The organism is Pokkaliibacter sp. MBI-7, assembly GCF_029846635.1.
GTDB lineage: Bacteria > Pseudomonadota > Gammaproteobacteria > Pseudomonadales > Balneatricaceae > Pokkaliibacter.
Genome location: NZ_JARVTG010000001.1, coordinates 129,560 through 148,645, shown reverse-complemented (window position 1 = coordinate 148,645; position 19,086 = coordinate 129,560). Strand labels below are relative to the sequence as shown.

Below are 19,086 nucleotides of genomic sequence, written 5' to 3'. Positions count from 1 at the left end.
CCATCCTTGAAAAATCTGGAAGAAGGTATACTTTTTGTATGGTCTGTCGTTGATAAAACTACCTTTTTAGTGACTCGCCTAAGTGTTGGCTAATTTATTTTTCTCTTAAAATCAAAATCTTATGTGACTGTTTTTTTAGATAAGATTTACTAAAAGGTATACGTTTTAATAATTGTTATGAGGTCGAAGACCTCATTAACACGCTGTTATGAATTTGATGTTACACCAGCATTTTGCAGATACTAACTCGAAGGAATGATCTTGAATTTTCCAATAAGCATTAAAGCAAATATAAATAGCCATAATGGTAACTATTCTAGAGATATTGAGATTCAAGGGGGGCTGACCGTACTCATTGGCCCAAATGGCGGAGGTAAAACTCACCTTCTGAGAGGTTTAAAACAGCCACTAGTCTCTATAGCAAACAGGAAAAAAGTTCGCTTTCTGTCTGCTGGAAGAATGGGCCTTATTGAGCAATACCGCTCAGATTACGATGGTCAGCGCGGAAATAGTCTAAGATATGAAGAAGCAAGCTTTGGGTCAAAAAGGGACACAAACCGAAGGCATCAAATGGAAACGCTGAATGGTGACTTCCAAACTCTTTCTGAGCGCGCAGATATATTAATCAAGGTGCAAGAACGATTAAGAAAACTATTCAAACGAGATTTGATCATCGAATGGGATGCTGGAAATTTAAAGGTGGTTTTTGCAAGATTGGATACCACATCTAAACCTTACTCGTCTGGACGAGAAGCATCAGGGTTACTTCATCTCGTCGGTATTCTGGCTGCCTTATATGATGATGAAGTAGGTGTATTACTAATTGATGAGCCTGAAGTCTCGCTCCACCCTCAGCTGCAGTCATTCTTATTGAATGAAATTACTACTGCAGCGGGCCACCCTTCTGAAGGTGGATATAAAAAAATAGTGATTATGGCTACGCATTCGACAGAAATGCTCCGAATCACCAAGCCTAGTGACTTGACATCACTAATATTCTGCCATGATTTAGATAAACCTCCTGTCCAGCTCAGTCCCAGCAATGAACAATTGAAAAATAAAAAGCTCCAAGCTTTGATTGCCCGGCTTGGACAAGAGCATAAGCTATCATTGTTTTGCCGAAGGCCGCTCTTAGTAGAAGGGCCAAGTGATGTAATGATTGCGTCGTTCATTTCCAACAAACTTGAGCTTCATCTTGAAGCTGCAGGCTCTCAATTGCTACCGGTAATTGGCAAAGGTCAAATGCCAGTTGTAGTAAAGTTCATGAGGCTAATTGGGAAGAATCCAGTAGTTCTCGCAGATGCTGACGCATTTGCAGATGACATGGACCTAGTTCAATGCTTTTTAGCCAATTCCCCTGTTGCAGATGCAAGTGCTTCGAAACTTGGAGCGCAATCAGCTATAAAGCTCGCATCTTCAACATATAGCGATTTTTGTTCATTAGTAGGTCCTAATTGGGGAGATATATCTAAACTGGCTGAAAGGCATCCTTACTACGTTAACGCCGAAGAGCCAGTTGATGAGAAAGTTAAAAGAAGATCTGCTTTTTGCACGCTAATGAGTTTGGCTGGCTCGGATTTGAAAGGTTTAACCAATGCCGATAAATGGTCTTCCATGAAAGATCGGCTAGAAGTTGTATTGCGTTTACTAGAAGAATCTGGGTGTTTTATTCTAAGGAAGGGGGCGATTGAATCATATTATCAAGCTTCTGATATTTATACGTCAGAAGGAAAGCCCACTGCTGCCGTCGATGAAATTGAGTACTTAGATCAGAGTTCAATCACAGAAATTAGAGAAAACCTGGTTGATGTAGTCCGCTGTATTGAACACGCATCTGGCGGAAAACGGATTGATGAGGCTGAATCACTAAGGGATATACTTCTGTCCATTGCAGCACCAGCTTCTGCCAGATTAAGCGCAAATGAAAAGACAACTACCCAAGATATAAACATATTGGCTAAAAATATTCTTGGGGAACGCGCCAATATATTTAAATGTTCTGTTGATGGTGGAAAATTAACGATAGACATAGAAAGTAAAATTCTTAATGTTAAAGGCTTTCCTGTAACAATAGATAAAAACGGTGACGTTGTTAAAATCATTGAGCGTGTCTTGCGTAGCAATGCATAACAAGTTGCTTCACACGGAAATTACTCGCTGCGCTCCCAATTTTCCGGTGAGCAAGGCGTTAGATTCCCGCCAGAGATTTAATATGGAACCAAAAGATTTACACGGATTTGCTTCTAATAGACAGATAACAAGAATAGAAGAAGATTTGTTTGGTCGGTCAGGATTTTCCACTGACTTGGCAAATGCTATGGCTAGTTGGCATGGAAAAGATAGTCTGGTTGTTGCCTTGCATGGCGATTGGGTTTCAGGGAAGTCTTCCATTAAAAATATGGCTCTATCTCGACTGGAGGAAATTTCCGAAGACAAACCGGATGTCATAGAGTTTTCTCCATGGGAGTGGGCCGCCCAAGATAAAATAACCGCTTCATTTTTCCAGGAGATATCAAAATCGGTTGGCCGCAAAACCGGTAAGGGAATGAATAAAATACATATCTTTATTTTGGCGAGTTTGCTGAGTGTGCATGCAGAAGCCTTTGAGCAAAGCATAAGCTGTTCGAATCACATATCCGTCAATGTTTTTTCAGAAGAAAAAACACGAACCTTTTCCTTCTCTGAAAATTTTAGCTTTAGTAATGATAAGACTATCGTTGCAGGTAAATTAAAGGTAACCAACGCTGGTGACACACCTCAGAAATTTTCTACAAAAATGCTTGAGGCAAAGTTTAATGGTTCACCAGCAGTCAGAAGTTATGTTAAGGGTGTCGAATCTTATGCGCTCGATTTTGACGGTGGTCAGGAAATAGCCCCTGCATCAACACTGGAAATTGATGTGGTATGGTATCCGAGCCTGAGTGCAGGTATCAATTTAAATGGTGCGGAATTCTCTTGCTATTAGTATTGTAGTATTGTTTTGCAAGATTTAAGCGGCTAGCTCTTTAACTGACCTTTCTAGATTGATAGAGGGGGATAATTAAGGGGTAATTTAAAGCTGGTTTAAAAATATTGAAAGCTATATAGGTAAAAAATAACAATCTGTATATGAGCGGGTCATAGTGCCATTGTTAGATGGTATTAATGGGTTTGGTATTTCTGCTTGCTTTGCTTTTGTGGGCTTTTATTCAATGATAACTTCGGGGTTATGCTGTGTCTGAATATAAAGTGTTGCTCGAATTTTTAAGACCTGAATATATAAAAGATCTGAGTGTCAGTCGTGCTCAGGAGCAGGGACTGTTACAAGTCTGGCTGAATGTTTCTAAACAGGGTTCTGAGCAGAGTATAACTCTTTCTGGTTATAACGATTTGGCCAGTGCGCTCAGTGATCTTCTGCAGGTTGAGCGTGTGGTTATTTCCAGAGAGCTAAATTCCGGTAAAGAGTTTGGCACCATACGTATTGAATGCTGGGATGATGACCGTTACTCAGAATACCGTTGTGATAAAGCGGATTAAGTGGAAAATTATATTTTCAGGTTCAAGATTACTTAATCTGAAAAGCAGTAAAAGATACCCGGGATAATGAAGGGTTTAAAGGAAATGGTTTTTTAATGTGCTTTTTAAGAAAGACGGCTGAAGGTCAATGCAATATTGTGTTGGAAGGTATTAACAAGACAAATAAATACGGGAAGGGCAATCTCTCTGGTATCTGATCATGAAGTTCAAATTGATATCACTATTTATCGCCCTGACGCTTTTTCTTCTGGCACTGGTTCAGGGTTATTTTATTTATGCCGTTCAGCATGGTTTGGCTACTGGCTTGGATAGCGTGTGGCGTGGTTTTGGTGTCAGCCAGTCAGGCTATTCGCTGTGGGTATTTGACACCATTGCATGGTGGTGGATATTGCCTGTGGTTTGTCTGTTATTTGCGCTCTCTGTTTTTCGGGTCAGAAAGCAGCGCCATCGTGTTCTTATGGTAGTGCTTGGGATGATTGGCACTATTGCGCTGTATGGGTCTGCTTATGCCCCTTCACTGTTTATCTCTATATAAACCTGAGGGACTATATAACCGTTACTCACCACGCTGACTATTCTCTCCCGTATATCCTGACTATTTATTGTGTAATGCCGTTAGCGCAATCGGCTGTTCTGTACCATCCTTGAACTTTGGGGGTGTAACCCGACGCAGGCTGATACAGAAGAGGGCGCACAATGAATGAAGCAATGGAACGGCAGGCCTACATGCAGAGCCTGACCAAGCGGCTGGTTATCTTCACCATGGCGACGCTGTTTTTCCTTGGGGTGACGCTATATTTCTTTATCGATACGGCGGTCAAGCAGGACAAATCCTTTCTGGTGATCATGGTGTTTATGTGCGGGCTGCTGGGAGGCTTTGTCAGTATTCAGCAGCGTTTGCCGAAAATCACACTGGATGAAATGAAGGTGTTGTCGTCGTCTTGGGTGTCGATCACCCTGATTCCCATTAACGGCGGTATTTTCGCGCTGATTCTGATGCTGATGTTTGTCGGCCAGATCGTGCAGGGTGATATGTTCCCTCATTATCCTGATCCGCCCGTGGCCGATGCTCCGGGCTTTATGAACTGGATACAGCACAGTTACCCGTCTTCTGGCCGCGAGATCGCCAAGCTGCTGTTCTGGTCATTTGTGTCCGGGTTCAGTGAGCGCTTTGTGCCGCAGATTATCCGTCGTACCGTTGATCAGGCCGAGCAGGGCGATAAACCCGCCACCGCTGCCGCACCCTCCGATGATTCACAAACACCTCCTCCTGCCGCAAAGCCCGCTGCGAACCCTGCGCTGATGGCCAGCGGTGCTGGTAAAGCAGCGGATAACAAGGGTGACAGCAGCGGTGCCAGCCCTGTGACGCAATGATTTGCAGCAGTTATGCCTGCTCCGCGGTGCAACTGTGCACGCGGCAGCAGGCCTTGCTATCAGCGGTGACAGTCGGGTAACACCCTGTACCACACCTCTGATTGGTATTTGGCGGTAAAAGCCCTAGTTTTATGGACGTTAGAGGGTGTATGGGCACTCGTCTGCAAAGGGATTCGGATATGAAAAAAGCGATAATTCCCCTGTGTCTGGCAGCCAGTGTGCTGGCTGCGTCAGCCACTGTGTCGGCGGAGCCAATGGGCCGCCCTCCCATGGATCAGCCGCCGGTGGGGCATGTCTACAAGCGTCTGGATATCAGCCGCATGGAGCGCCACGAGATCAACCATCATGTCTACTTCCATGACAGTGTGAACTGGTATCTCTATGACCCGGTGCGCACTATTTACGTGGTGGTTGATGAGCCCCAGCGCCCGCGTGAGCCGATGATGCGGGATCAGGGCGAGTTCGGTGAAGTGCTGACCACACTGCCGCCCGGTGCGGTGGCGGTCATGATCAATGGTGTGCAGTATTTCGAGAAGCAGGGCCGGCTGTATCTGCCGACTCAGCGTCATGGCCAGTCGGTGTATGTGAGAGTCAATAAGTAACCCCTCCCAGCTTTGCCTCTGTTTGCAGCCAGTCAACGAACTGGCTGGCTGCAGACCCTTCGCTGATCGGCTCACCGGTCAAAATGTAAAACCCCGCCTCGGTATCGAGCTGATACTGATCTCCCAGCACCCGCACCAGGCTGCCGTTACGTACAGCCGCATCGGCAAACAGTTGTGGCACCAGCGCCACGCCCAGCCCCTGTTCGGCGGCTTCCAGTGCCAGATTGGTAAGGGAAAAGGCCGGGCCGTTGATACGTGTGCCGGGGTCGCCATAGGCGGCAAACCAGCGTTGCCAGTTGTGATGGCTGTCAGAAATCAGCGGCACCTGCGCCAGATCAGCCGGTGTTTGCCATTGCTGATGATGGGGGAAGTGCGGTGAGCAGACCGGTGTTGCCCGTCCCGGCAGCAGAAAGCGCGCATGGCCTTCGGCAAAGGGGGGCTTGCCCCAGCGAATAGCCATATCAACCCGGCCTTTGCCTTGCAGCGGGCGGCTGATGTCGGAGGCATCAATCATAATGGCGAGCGCCGGATGGCTCTGCGCCAGCCGTGACATACGCGGAATCAGCCAGCGGCTGGCGAAGGCAGGCGTGGTGCTGAGCAGCAGCTGCTTAGGATCTCGCGGGCTATCCTGCGCCAGCACTTCGCGGGTGGCTTCCTCCACGATGCCAAGGGCCAGCCGCAGCCGGTGGACGTATTCCCTGCCGATGGTATTGGGTTCCAGCCCGCGCGGCAGCCGGTCAAACAGCTGGCATCCCAGCTCTGCTTCCAGTGCCCGTATCTGCTGGGCGACTGCGCCTTGCGTCAGGTGCATTTCTTCCGCGGCCGCACGAAAGCTGCCCAGCCGCGCGGTGGCTTCCAGCGCGATCAGATAATTCAGTGTTGGCAGTGGCCCCTGCCGCGTACCCCATTTTTTCATGCGGCGCTCCCTGCTGTGATCTGAAGGCGGTAGAAATTCTACTGCCTCATGGCTGAATTTGTGACTGGTGGCTGGCGCCCAGTGCTGATTCTATATAGTTCATCAACTTAAATGGAGCACGGTCATGTCAGAGCAGAAAGTAGCTATCGTCACAGCAGGTGGCAGTGGAATGGGCGCCGGTGCCGCGCGTCAGCTGGCAGCAGAAGGGTATCGCGTCGCCATTCTGTCTTCGTCCGGTAAGGGCGAAGCACTGGCTAAAGAGCTGGGTGGGATCGGTGTTACCGGCTCCAACCAGAGTAACGAGGATCTGCAGCGGCTGGTGGATGAGGTGATGACGGCCTGGGGGCGCATCGATGTACTGGTCAACAGTGCAGGCCATGGCCCGCGCGCACCGGTGCTGGAGCTGACTGATGAAGACTGGCATCGCGGGATGGAGGTCTATCTGCTCTGCGCGATTCGCCCGACCCGGCTGGTGACACCGATTATGGTGCAGCAGAAATCCGGGGTGATTATTAATATCTCCACCTTTGCCGCCTTCGAGCCTGATCCTGTGTTTCCCACTTCCGGTGTGTTCCGTTCTGGCCTTGCTGCCTTTACCAAGCTGTTTGCTGATCAGTATGCCGAGCATAACGTGCGTATGAATAACGTGCTGCCGGGCTTTATAGACAGCCTGCCGGAGAAGGAGGAGTTCCGGGGGCGTATTCCCATGCAGCGTTACGGCAAGACTGAAGAGATTGCCAAGGTGATCAGCTTTCTGGCATCGGAAGGGGCAGGGTATATCACCGGCCAGAATCTGCGGGTGGATGGCGGTATTACCCGTTCGGTGTGATGGGTGGTTTGTTGGTTTCCCCCTCTCCCCCAAGGGGCGAGGGGAGCTAACGCGGTGTGATCCACCAAGCTGGTAGTGGCCAGCCAGAAACGGCCTGTGACTCAGAGCATAGCTGACAGGTTGACTCAGCAGCTGGGGATTACACGGATAAGTCCCTCGCCCGCAAGGGGCGAGGGGAGCTAACGCGATGTGATCTACCAAGCTGGTAGTGGCCAGCCAGAAACGGCCTGTGATTCAGACCGTAGCTGACAGGTTGACTCAGTTGCTGGGGATTACACGGACAAGTCCCTCGCCCCTGGTGGGAGAGGGATTTAGGGAGAGGGGGTAACCAAGCCGCTCAAATCCATCTGACAGAAAGTGCCCTTCTTGATTGAAGCAAGAAGGGCAAGGCGGTGAGAAATTACAGGCTGATGCCCAGTGCAGAGGCACACTCCTGCAGCGAGCGCTGCTGGGTTTCGGCATACAGCGCCAGCTCGTTCTGGGTCTTGCGGCCCAGATCGGCCTCAAACTGATCTTTGTTGGCGTCGGCACTGTAATGAGCCTGCGCATCATCCCCCAGATTGGACTGGAAGATTCCCGCAGCACTAACCGGCAGGAAGTCCTCATACACCAGCGGCTCAATCTGCACATAACCGGCGGCGATCAGTGCGGCCAGATCTTTACCGGCCTTGTCACTGGCGGCCACGCCCTGTTCGGTAGCGAAGTAGCGGAAGTAGGCCAGATCCTGCTGCTGCAGTTCGCTGTAGCTGTCGGGGAAGGCTACGAAAACCCGCTCCAGAATCGCCATGTAGTCCACTGCGTTATTTTCGTTGGGGAAATCGCCCAGTTCTTCACGGGCCTGATCCAGCAGCTGGTCATACAGGGCACGACCTTTGGGGGTCAGCGCCACGCCACGCTGTTCGATCTCACCAAAGCGGGCAGAGTGGCTGCCCTGTTCAGCGCCATTGGCACCGATAAAGGTGATAGCTTCGTTCAGTGCCTTGAAGCTGGTCTGGCGCAGCAGGATAGGGCAGTTGCGCTTGGGTGGGCCTTCGATAACGGCTTTGGGGGTAATGCCTTTCTTCGGCATGCCGACCTGCACACTGTCGATGTCCAGAGTACGTGGCGTCAGGTGGTTGATGTGCGGGCCTCGGAAGGCCACCACATCGGCAATCAGGCGGTGCTGCTTCAGCAGCTGCTGATATTCGTCCAGTGATACGGTGGCACTGCTGTGCCAGCGGAAGGTTTCCAGTGCCTGCTGCACAAACTCTTCGGCATCGGCATCGTTCAGGCCGCCATCGGCTTCCGCCTGACTGATCAGCTCCAGCACCCGTGGAGTGAAGATGGAGCGTTTGGCCAGTGTAGCTTTGGCGAAAGCACGCAGCTCTTCGCTGTCGATCAGTTCCAGACGCAGCAGTGAGCAGAATACGCGGAACGGGCTGATCTGCAGGGAGGCTTCGTGCACCGCGCGGAAAGCGGTGGAGTGCACCGGTACGCCGGCAGGTGTCAGGTCGTAGTAACCCACAGGCGACATGCCCATCACCGCAAACAGACGGGCGATGGTCGCCAGCTCTTCGGGGGTACCGACACGGATCGCACCGTGGCGTTCAACGTGCAGACGCTCCAGTTCACCGGTCTTGCGCAGGCTTTCTGCGATGGCAGGGTCATTGCTCATGGCGCTGTCGTTAACCTCGGCCACCAGATCGAGCAGGGTGCCGTACAGAGGCACTTCATCACGGTACATATCTGACATGGCGCGGGAGAAGTCTGCGCGGATCAGGTCAGGGTTCTTGAAGTTAACGCCAGTCATGGTTTGCTAATCTCCAGATCGTTCTTTTTCGCGCGCCGCTCGGCGGTATTGTGGCCGGTGCGGCGCTGCGTGGATGTAGGTTCCCGAGGTCCGGGGAAGGAATGAGCCTATTAACGGCGAATCAGCCTGTCCGTACAAGCGAATAATATTTCGGACTTCATTCCTTAAAGTTGGAAAGTCATTACCTGTACTTTGTGCCTACCTCCGAGCTTGTACTTCGTGCCTGCCTCCGAGGAGATCGAAAGCCTCTGGCCTCAAGCACTTTGTACCTTACCTCTGTGCTTTGCCTTTGTACTTCGTCATCGTGTTCTGAGAAGCACTTTGAACGATCTACCTACCAGCTAGTACTTCGTGCCTCTCTATAAGCACCTTGTACTCTTAGCTCTCACGATAACTGGCTGCTCTCTGTGAAAGTGCTTTGGCCAGTTATCGTTTCCTCCCTTTCTTGCATTAAACAATAATAGATATAATAGCCCACATCAATAGTTGATTTTCCGATTGTTTAACAAAACTCTCATTTGCTCAAGGTCTGGAGTCAGATACTTAAGTGTTGAACGAAGATTTTTGTGACCTAGTAACTCTTTCGTCAGAAATAGATTCCGCTCTGGCTGTTGCATCAAATTCGTACCAATCGTATGTCTGAAAGCGTGGGAGGTGGCTTTATGAAGAACCAATTTTGATAATCGATAGAAAAAGGAATGAACTTGTCCTTTCTCCATACGTTTGTCTGGTGCTGTGTATCTTTTTCTATATCGATTCAGATTGTAGAGCTGTTCATGGCGCTGAATTCCAGCGTATTGAGACTGATGTAGCATCAATCGCAAGTAGGGAAGCAGATCTTGCGCAATTGGAATGGTATACGCACGGCTGTTTTTACTGATCTCAGAGCGAAAATGAATCAGCTCACGTTTCAGATCGATATCGTCAGCAGTGAGATGAATCAGCTGATGCTGTCGCATGCCTGTGTGATAGAACGTCTCAAACAGGCAACGATAAAACCAGGCAGGATAAAAGGCGCCGTACTTCCCTAGTCGCTCCTGCATTTCCTGAGCGTCGAGGTAAGTGCGATAGGCGATAATGTCATTGGCACTAAGCACCTTGATCTGCTCTTCAGGGACACGCACTTTCAACCGCCGAAAAGGGTTCTTTTCAAACGTTAGGACATCGACCTCTTTGCCATATTCGAATATGTAGCGCAGCGCATATGAGTAACAATTCCAGCTGGCTGGCTTCAGAGGTGCCGGATCTGTATCCAGAACCGAAACCCGCCAGTGCAGCAGCATGTTATGGGTAACCTGCTGAGGTAATACGTTCGGGTGATACCTTTTAAAGCAATTGATTGCATTCAGATAGTTGCTTCTGGTAACACGTTTCACGCGCTTTCCCAAACAGTAGAGCTCCAACAACTCTTCCCAGGTAATGGGCTTGGTTGATCCCTGTGTTTGCTGTTCCATAGTGAACTACTTCCCTCTGCACAACGTCTTTCACTTTCTTCACCCAGGTGTCTACCTGGTACTACTCAGACCTCTCCCTCAGCCACTCGCTCAGGGGCAAGTGTGAGAAACGGGTTGTTTCTGATGTTTGGCGCCACGTCTGTCGGATTGAGTAATAGGTAGCCCTTCAGTGACTTCCCTGTCTTTCTCGGCCCGTTGACGTAGCAGGTCCAGATATTTTCCCCATTGCCGGCGGCTTTGCGGTGGATACCCAGTTGCTGAAAACGCACCTGCAGCTCTCGCCAGTCCATCGTGACTTCAGGATGTACTGCCAGGTATTTGGTAAAGATGGTCGGGGTTACCAGCAGCACCGTGTTATCGACTCCATGGACCAGTGCACGCGAGTCATTAGTAATCATGGAGCGATCCGAGACTCCTTGTCTAATCCATGTAACGAAATGTGTTGATATTGTATCTTTTATTTTCTCTGGCGCGTTAGTGTTGGTTTCTGGCGTCAAGTTCCTGCTATTTGTAAAAATTTTTGGATTGTCTGCATGTGGTATCTCGGGTGTGGCCACGACGGGTTCCAATGGGGCTGCGGGAGACTCTGGGGGTCGTGGGGCCGAGGGGGCTGGAGCCGGTGTCGCCACTTGAGCCGCTGCCGGCATGAGTTGATCGAACAAGGACAACATGACGTCGGTGGCATCGGCAGAAGGGGGTTGGGATGCTGAGGGTACTGCCCCAGTCATTTCCTGTCTCGTCATAACTGCCGCAGTCTCTATCTGTTGGGTCGCTGCCGCAGTCGTTGGTGTCGTCGAGTCGGGCAGCACTGATGATGTAGTGGACTGGAGCAGGTCATCGAGTGTGAAGGCTGTCACAGCAGGCTGTGCTGTAGTGGCATCTGGCGCAGTGATCTTATCTGGAGCGCCTGTGCCAGCGTCTGTATGTTCAGGTACGACAGTGCCTTTGAGTACCGCTGGGCGATCACTGCTGTTCTCCCAGATCAGTGAAGGGGCGACTTTGAGCAGCGTCAGGCTTTGAGTCCAGGGGTCTTTGCCTTCAACAGTGATCTGGCATTTCCAGATGCTGCGTCCATCGGACGTAGGCTGGACCAGTCCATGGGCCTGCATTTCATCGAACAGGCGACTGTTGGACGAGGGTATGCCTTCAATGCCCTGCTGGAGCAGATGGGCCTTCAATTGATCGACAACCGCTTTACTGACCAGCCAGAGAGTGTCTTCGGTCAGATAGGCGGCAGCACCTGGCTGATTGAAGCGGATACCGCCTTGCTGCAGCAGGAAGCGTAGACCGCCAAGCAATTTGGACTGCAGGGAGCTCTTGGGAGCAGTGATCGCTTTACCAGGATTGCCGCCCAGGTTCGCGGCCACGCTGGCCTGATCCGCTTTGATAATGATCTCGCCCAGAATGCCGGCACGATCATTGTGGCCAGCAAGGACCGACAGCAGGGCACCGAATAAAGCCGGGAAATGACTGAGCCAGTCCAGTACATAGGGTGTCAGGATCTGGGAAACGAGCAGGGCGCCTGCAGGCGCATGCGCATGGTAGTCGCGTCCCTTGATATAGCGCACGCGGTACGGCTCCCGGATTGATCCATGCCAGGGATGCCAGGGCTTGCCAGAGGCTAGCGTGACATCCATATCGACGGCGATCTTGCCGATGTCGTGACAAAGCGCACCGTAGGCTGCACCCGCTGTCCAAGCCTCGGCTTGCGCACTTTGTTCCTCGGGAGGCGCCCCTTGGGGCAATAGGTAGGATCGACGTAGCTTGAGAGCGTAGGCAATGATTTCAAGGCCGTGATCAAGCATACCGCCGAGGTGAGCGTGGTGATGATTTTCCGACGCAGGAAGTAGCTGGACCAGCTCAGCGTAGCGCTCGATAGGTTCCATGTAGAGCGATTTGAAATGGGCTTCGGGCAGACTGGTCATTTGCCAGATCAGCTGCAGCAGTTGTTGTCTGGCAGGGGGAGCCAAGAGCTGCTTTGCCGACAGGGGGCGTATCAGGCCGCTGTCCGTCAGGTAGTCGCTGGGATCGAGCTCAGTAGGTGCTGTGGATGCGGGACCGGAGGGGGTCTTTGAAATGACTGGGGCAGTGGTCCCTTTTGAGCTTAGGCCAATCAGAGATCCTGAGCGTTTCAACAAACCGCGTAACATCAGACGTGCACCTCTTGCGCCTTTTGGCCGTTTGGCCTTTTCCATCCAGTTGAAAAGGGCCTTTTCCGGGTAAGCCCGTTACCTTTAACCCCCTTCCCTTGATGCCATTCCCTTCCGGCCATTCCCGTCAATCCATTCCCTTACTTTCCCTTCCAGTCCTTTTTCGCCATTTTTCCGTTTGGGAACAAGGGTTAAACCTCAATATGTAGGAGAGACTTAGCGGAGGTGAATTGCATCTTGTTGATATACGGTTGGTATGAAAGAGGACGTCCAGCAGCATAAGGTCGTCAGCGTACGTTATTATCTGACATGGCTTTGACTCTTTGTGCGGTAAGCAAAAAGCCATAAATCCTTAATGACGAGTTAGCCTTTAGGGCTCGCCTGGATGGAAGGGGGTTGCAGATAGCTCGTGATTAACCCCTGAACGGAGCTGGCCACCTATGATTTTGCTGCAAAAATACGGTGCATTCGTCTGAGGGGAGCGGTGGAGAAAACAGATAGCCTTGTATCTGATCGCAGCCCGCTAATGTGAGATACTTATGTTGGGCTATGGTTTCCACGCCTTCCGCCACAACCTGGATGCCCAACGTTTTACCCAATCCAATGATCGCCTGCACGATAGCGGCACCTTCGCGATCATCTTCCACATTGTCAATAAAGCTCTTATCGATCTTCAGTTGCTGGAACGGAAAACGCTTCAGGTAGCTCAGGGACGAATAGCCTGTACCAAAATCATCCATGGATAACCCTACTCCTAACGTCCGTAGCTGACGCATGGTTTCCAGGGCTTCATCCACATTCTGCATCACCATGCTCTCAGTCACCTCGATCTTTAGCATGACTGGCTCCAGCCCACTTTGCTGTAATACATCGCGGATTAACGTAATACAGCGGCCCCCTTTGAACTGTCGTGCAGAGAGATTGATTGACATGGTAGTCGGCGGCAATCCGGCCTGTTGCCAGGCTGTGGCCTGGCAACAGGCGGTACGCAACACCCAATCATCGATATCGAGGATCAGGCCAGTATCCTCTGCGAGTGGTATGAACTCTGCTGGCGAAACAGTGGAGGTTCCACGGTTCCAGCGTACCAGCGCTTCAACCCCAGTGATTGCTCGATGCAGAAGACTCCACTGCGGCTGGTAATACAACACCAGCTCTCTGTTCTCCAGCCCAAGTCGCAGATCGTGTTCCATTTCCAGGCGCATTTGCACGGACACGTCCATGTTCGTTTCATAGCTACAAATCTGATTCCTGCCCTGGGCCTTGGCTCTATTCATTGCATTGTCGGCATTTTTCAGTAAGGTTACTGGGTCGCGTCCGTCCTGAGGTGACAAACAGAAACCAATACTGGGCGTCACCAGTATTTCTGTATTCTCCAGCATCTTTGGTGCGGAAACGGCATCCAGCATACGCCGGAGCGTAATGATAATGCCGTCTGTATCGGTGACATCATTGAGCAGCACGACGAACTCATCACCTCCCAGGCGAGCTAGGGTATCGCCCTCATGCACACAGTCGCCGAGAGCCTCCGCTACCTGCAGTAACAGCTGATCACCTATAACATGACCGAGGCTGTCGTTGACGTACTTGAAGTTGTCCAGATCTATAAAGGCCAAGGCAAAACCAGAACGATGGCGATGGCTGAAGTTGATAGACTGCTGGATGCGGTCCGTCAGCAGGTTACGGTTAGGCAAGCCGGTCAGGTCATCGTAATTGGCCTGATATTCCAGTTGTTCCTGATAGTGTTTAGCCTCCGTCACATCATTGAGGACCCCGACAAAATGCCGGATGTGCCCCAGTTCATCACGGACCGGTGCTATCCGTAACTCATTCCAGAACTGAGATCCGTCTTTGCGATAATTGCGCAGTAACGCCTTTCCCTCGCTGCCGGTGCGCAGTGCTCTGCGAATGCTTTCCAACTCCAGGGGTTTAGGGTTATCACCTTGCAACAGACGGCAGTTTCGGCCTAGTACCTCTGCTGAGGTATAGCCGGTCATCCGCTCGAAAGCAGGATTGACGTAGACAATGGGGTTGTCCGGTTGCCCTGTGTCGGTAATGATGATGGCATTGACGCTGGCCTCAATGGCATGGTTGCTCAGGCGCAGCTTCTCTTCAGCCCTGCGCTGTGAGCTTATATCCTGTACCACGCTGATTGCTCCCTGATGCCTCTCGCCTTCCAGCTGAAAGGGCACAGCTGAAACCAGCAGAGACTTACGTGTACCCTCATCGTCAGTGACGACGGCGACTTGATTGAGAAAGGCTTGGCCACTGGCTAGGCTACGCTGCAGCGGCCAGTTGCGGCCTTCAATTGACTCACCACTGGCTTCCCAGTAGCCCTGAAAGGTGGGGGCATTTAGGCGTGCAATATCCCAGATATGATGCGCCTCCGGGTTGTGTAGAATAATCTGCCCCTCAGTATCGGCAACCAGCACGCCTACCGGCAGGGCATCCACCATATGACGCAGTAGAGCCTCATTCTTGGCTAACGCGTGTTGTACTCTTTCTCGTCGCTGCATTTCCTGTTGTAGTGCTGCTGTGCGTTGTCCTGCTAGCAGCTCCAGGCTGTCGAATAGTTTTGCCCTTCCCAGGGCTATGGAAAACTGATGACCCAGTGCGCGTAGAGCGGAACACTGTTGTTCATTCCAGGGAAGGCCCTCGTCCTGAGCGATATTTAGCAGGCCTACCACCTGATTGCCGAATAACAGTGGTATGGTGGCGTGGTTTTGTTGCGCAAGCCTGCCCTCTAACACCGGGCAGGCGTGCGCGGGCATCAGATCGCAAAAATGATCACTGTCTTGTGCGTGCTGGCAGGGGCATTGCTGCCCATATTGCAGAATGCGACTTGCAGTAAGCCCTTCCCCTACGTGACCTGCCAGTTGCCATTGCCCGTCACTGACCGTCATGAGCCAGGCACAAGCGACTCCGTCAAAACTAAGCAACTGTGACAGCCCACGCTGAATGATCTCTTTCTCACTGCTGGCCGCACTAAGATCCGAGGTGAAACGAAACAAACTATTGATCAGCGCGTTGCTCTGACTCAGCTCTTCATGTTTGCTTTTCAGCTCGCCATTAAGACGAATACCTTCCTCATAGGTCGAAATCAACAGGTCCAGCATCTGCTGACGGGCAGAGGTAATAAAGTGACGTTCACCCTCCAGCACCACCTCAATACCAACCTGTACACGCTCGTGTTCTCTATGTTCCCGGTTGAACAACAGATACCGAATACGGCTAATAAGGTAGTTTGCGTCATAGGGTTTAGTAATAAAGTTATCTGCCCCGCAGGTCAGACCTTTGATCACATCACGAGGGTCAGTGAGGGATGTCACGAGGATCACAGGAATAGTGGCCGTCTCGGCCTGGGATTTCAGTGTCTGGCACAGCTCGTAACCGTCCATTAAGGGCATGATGACATCACTGATGATGATGTCAGGCAGGCTGTGTTCAATACAGTCCAGCGCCTCAATACCGTTACCTGCCATGGTCACCGTACATTGATGTTTCTCCAGTAATGCCTTCAGCAGCAAAGCCTGAGTCAGACTGTCTTCAACAATCAAAATACATTTGCTGTCCAACATATGTTCCTCAAATTGTCGAGACCACACTCTTCGACCATCCAATATCTAAGCAATGCAGAGTGGCTGGGGGAGCGCTAACGATTTGGCTGATATTTAATTTTTGAGCCTGGGTTAAATCAAACACAAGTTGTACAGATCCAGTGATCGATATTTAAAGGCTAATGCAGCGCCATCATTCATAGTCTGTATCTTGTACCCTCACTATAGTCGTGTAATACCCGTATGCATTGCAGATAGACGCAACCTGGCGAACTCTGAAAAACAGTCCACAACTGATGTCATAACCTGCCTATAATGTCGAGGCCTCTTATTCTTGGGATTCGTGTGTGATAGGGGGTGTTAGTAGGATTGGTGGTCCACATAGTGGCAATGACTACCATGTCATCAAGAGGCTGGGCAACCTTCTCCTCGTTACCTGCCAAACGTATGTCGTATGCTGAGTAAGGTTGACGTCGATGATGTCCCATATCACGGTGGGTTTTAGTAGAACCAGATGTGCCTCGCAGCCCGGCATCTGTTTTCCCAACAAGCGACCGAAGGCTAAATTTGACGAATAGTAGGGGGCTATACGATGGTTATGGGGAAAGTGCCACCGTATTCCTGTCAGCAATGATCAAACTTGAGTCATGAGCAATCAAATACCCAAGGTCATGTTTGTAGACGATGAAGCCAGCATTCTGCAGGCCCTCAGACGCAATCTGCATCAATCTGGCTGGGATATGACATTTGTGGATGATCCCCAGCAGGCATTGAATCAACTCAGGGATGGGCACTTTGATCTCGTCATTAGTGACATGAAAATGCCCAGAATGGATGGGGTAGAGTTGCTCAGCCAGGTGGAGATGTGCAGTCCGGATACTATCCGCATCATACTGACAGGACAGCCTGACACGGAGTCAGCGATAGACGCGGTAAATCGTGGCCATATTCATAGTTACTTACTTAAGCCCGTGGAGATTGGACACTTACGCAGTGTCATGGAAGCAGGACTCAAAGCGTCACATGACCAACAGCGTAAGAAAGCCATGTTGTATGCCTTAGCCAGGCAAAACAATGGCTTGAAATCCTCTATAGAAACTACGCTGGCGAAGGTGTCTGAGCTACAAAGTGCACTTTCACAGGGGAGCTTTGAACATATTATTGGTACCTTTGGCACGCTCTTGGAAATACTGCATGCGAGTATTTTCAATCACCCCTTTCGAGCAGGTCTCTTTTGTAGAAAGTTAATTACTTATCTTGGGCTTGATGCTGAATTTGCGATACAGGTGTATTACGCCACCTTGCTGCATGATGTTGGACTCATTGGTATGTCCGGTCATCATCAAATTTTGTCTGAAGCCACATTGATTAATATTGATCGTCAAATGTACGAGCAATATCCCATTATTAGCAGCGCTGCTTTATTGGACGCCGGGGGCTTTGACATGGCTCAGACGTTCATTGTTCAGCACCGGGAGCGATATAACGGCAGCGGGTTTCCCTATCGGTTGAAAGAGGAGGCCATCACCACAGGGGCATACATCGTCGGTTTGGTTACTTATGCTGACCGCTCTCTGGATGGCGAGGGTAGTTCAGAATCAGTAAAGAGTGTTATCGAAAAGCTGGAATATTCCAAAGACCGTTTTTACCCTGCTGATCTGGTAGAGGCTTTCATTGGTGTCCTCTCAGAACAATTCAACTTACGTGCCAGTGAGCACATACACTGGTTCACTCCTGACCAGCTGAACCCCGGCATGATCTTAACGCGCAGTCTTTATTCTCATACAGGCGTCCGACTGCTGGCAAAAGGTGCTGTGCTCAATGAAAAACTGATCAGAAAACTATCCGATTATGTGGAGCGGACTAAACTTGAATTACATCTGGGTATCAGTGAGCCTGAGCAGACCAGCGAACTGGAAGAGTGATTGTTCTGCTCAGCCGACCTCTGCATTGGACTTAGCTGATGAGCCGTATACTTAAGGTAGGTGATATTGCTGAACATTGCGGGGTGAGTGCACGCACTGTCCGCCGGTGGATACGTGAAGGGCTACTGGAGGCATATCAGATACCTAATTTAAGGAAAGATGCCCGCGTTACCTCCAATAGCCTTCTGATATTTTTGCGAAAGTACAATATGCCTATTCCGACATCTCTCTGGCGTGTACTGGTGGTCTCTGACCAAACCCCAATTGTGCATCACATCATGGATGTTGCAGATCAGATGGATATTGCAACGCGCGTGGCACAGGACGGCTTTCAAGTGGGTTCGGCACTGGTTGATTTTGCCCCTTCTCTGGTTATTTTTGATGCGCAAACCAGAGTGTTTAAAGATCTGGATATTCGTCAACTTCTTGGGCTGGATAGTCGATGGAGAGGCATACGTATACTCACTCTTCTCCCTTCAGGAGAAGAGTGTCATCTTCCCCACAACGAGTGTTATGAGCGAGATGGCAGTCTGAACTGGCCTGTGAGTGGAGATGTGCTACGACATAAAGTGTTGGAGATGCTGAGTGAATAGGTCTCAGTGTATCACCGTGTGCAATCAGCATTTCTGCGCCCTTGAATGTACATGCCCAAGCCTCCTCCAGGTGCGAAAAACGCTTGTTGGCGTTCACGAGACATCATCCATCTTTTGTTCGTACCAGGCATGAGCCACCCATACTGCCGCCGATGACTTGACTCCATTCCTTGTCAGGTGTGTAGTGCTGCTAAGTTGAATGCAGGCACTGGGCTGATGGTTCGTCCGTTGTAGGTGCAATAAAACGAAGAAGCTATACCACGTCAATAGCGTCTGGCTCGTTAGGTGACATGCGACATCTGCATAAGTTGCATATGTTGCTGATCACTCAGTACCACTACGCTTAATCGATGCAGCAAAAGTCTTCCCCGAGAAGCCCAC

At 50.5% G+C, this 19,086-nt stretch carries 14 protein-coding genes; 9 read left to right on the top strand and 5 right to left on the bottom strand.

Annotated features, from left to right (window positions below):
- Positions 1-261 precede the first annotated feature (261 nt).
- The 6 genes from QCD60_RS00850 (at position 262) to QCD60_RS00825 (ending at position 5,492) form a co-directional block, all read left to right on the top strand.
- Positions 262-2,130: an AAA family ATPase gene (locus tag QCD60_RS00850; RefSeq protein ID WP_279781473.1), complete on the top strand. Its 1,869-nt coding sequence runs from the start codon at positions 262-264 to the stop codon at positions 2,128-2,130.
- An 82-nt stretch (positions 2,131-2,212) separates the two neighbouring features.
- A complete protein-coding gene (locus QCD60_RS00845; protein WP_279781471.1) occupies positions 2,213-2,965 on the top strand; it encodes a P-loop NTPase fold protein in 753 nt (250 codons plus the stop codon).
- Between the two features lie 248 nt (positions 2,966-3,213).
- Positions 3,214-3,516: a hypothetical protein gene (locus QCD60_RS00840; RefSeq protein ID WP_279781469.1), complete on the top strand. Its 303-nt coding sequence runs from the start codon at positions 3,214-3,216 to the stop codon at positions 3,514-3,516.
- A gap of 199 nt (positions 3,517-3,715) precedes the next feature.
- Positions 3,716-4,051 (top strand): hypothetical protein, encoded by a 336-nt coding sequence (locus QCD60_RS00835; RefSeq protein ID WP_279781467.1) that lies wholly within the window; start codon positions 3,716-3,718, stop codon positions 4,049-4,051.
- A gap of 161 nt (positions 4,052-4,212) precedes the next feature.
- Positions 4,213-4,890, top strand: coding sequence for a hypothetical protein (locus QCD60_RS00830; RefSeq protein ID WP_279781464.1), 678 nt, complete (start codon positions 4,213-4,215; stop codon positions 4,888-4,890).
- Positions 4,891-5,069: 179 nt separating this feature from the next.
- Positions 5,070-5,492 carry a hypothetical protein gene (locus QCD60_RS00825; RefSeq protein WP_279781463.1) on the top strand — a complete coding sequence of 141 codons (423 nt, stop codon included), beginning with the start codon at positions 5,070-5,072 and terminating at the stop codon, positions 5,490-5,492.
- Here the strand turns inward: QCD60_RS00825 and QCD60_RS00820 are convergent.
- Positions 5,482-6,408 (bottom strand): LysR substrate-binding domain-containing protein, encoded by a 927-nt coding sequence (locus QCD60_RS00820; RefSeq protein WP_279781460.1) that lies wholly within the window; start codon positions 6,406-6,408, stop codon positions 5,482-5,484. The two genes, QCD60_RS00825 and QCD60_RS00820, sit on opposite strands and share 11 nt — an antisense overlap.
- A gap of 124 nt (positions 6,409-6,532) precedes the next feature.
- Here QCD60_RS00820 and QCD60_RS00815 point away from each other — a divergent pair, with 124 nt between their 5' ends.
- Complete coding sequence (locus QCD60_RS00815; RefSeq protein ID WP_279781458.1) at positions 6,533-7,237, top strand: SDR family oxidoreductase; 705 nt, start codon at positions 6,533-6,535, stop codon at positions 7,235-7,237.
- Between the two features lie 400 nt (positions 7,238-7,637).
- Here QCD60_RS00815 and QCD60_RS00810 read toward each other — a convergent pair whose 3' ends face one another.
- From QCD60_RS00810 to QCD60_RS00795, 4 genes are all read right to left on the bottom strand, one after another.
- Positions 7,638-9,026, bottom strand: coding sequence for a VOC family protein (locus tag QCD60_RS00810; RefSeq protein WP_279781456.1), 1,389 nt, complete (start codon positions 9,024-9,026; stop codon positions 7,638-7,640).
- Positions 9,027-9,505: 479 nt separating this feature from the next.
- Positions 9,506-10,480, bottom strand: coding sequence for a site-specific integrase (locus tag QCD60_RS00805; RefSeq protein ID WP_279781454.1), 975 nt, complete (start codon positions 10,478-10,480; stop codon positions 9,506-9,508).
- A gap of 65 nt (positions 10,481-10,545) precedes the next feature.
- On the bottom strand, positions 10,546-12,558 hold the full coding sequence (gene mobH / locus QCD60_RS00800; protein WP_279787859.1) for a MobH family relaxase: 2,013 nt from the start codon (positions 12,556-12,558) through the stop codon (positions 10,546-10,548).
- 485 nt (positions 12,559-13,043) lie between these two features.
- Positions 13,044-16,208, bottom strand: coding sequence for an EAL domain-containing protein (locus QCD60_RS00795; RefSeq protein ID WP_279781451.1), 3,165 nt, complete (start codon positions 16,206-16,208; stop codon positions 13,044-13,046).
- Between the two features lie 626 nt (positions 16,209-16,834).
- On the opposite strand from QCD60_RS00795, the gene QCD60_RS00790 reads away from it, so the two are divergent.
- On the top strand, positions 16,835-18,112 hold the full coding sequence (locus QCD60_RS00790; RefSeq protein ID WP_279781449.1) for a response regulator: 1,278 nt from the start codon (positions 16,835-16,837) through the stop codon (positions 18,110-18,112).
- Between the two features lie 38 nt (positions 18,113-18,150).
- The gene (locus tag QCD60_RS00785) at positions 18,151-18,705 is read left to right on the top strand and encodes a MerR family DNA-binding transcriptional regulator (RefSeq protein WP_279781446.1); all 555 of its coding nucleotides are present in this window, start codon (positions 18,151-18,153) and stop codon (positions 18,703-18,705) included.
- Positions 18,706-19,086 lie beyond the last annotated feature (381 nt).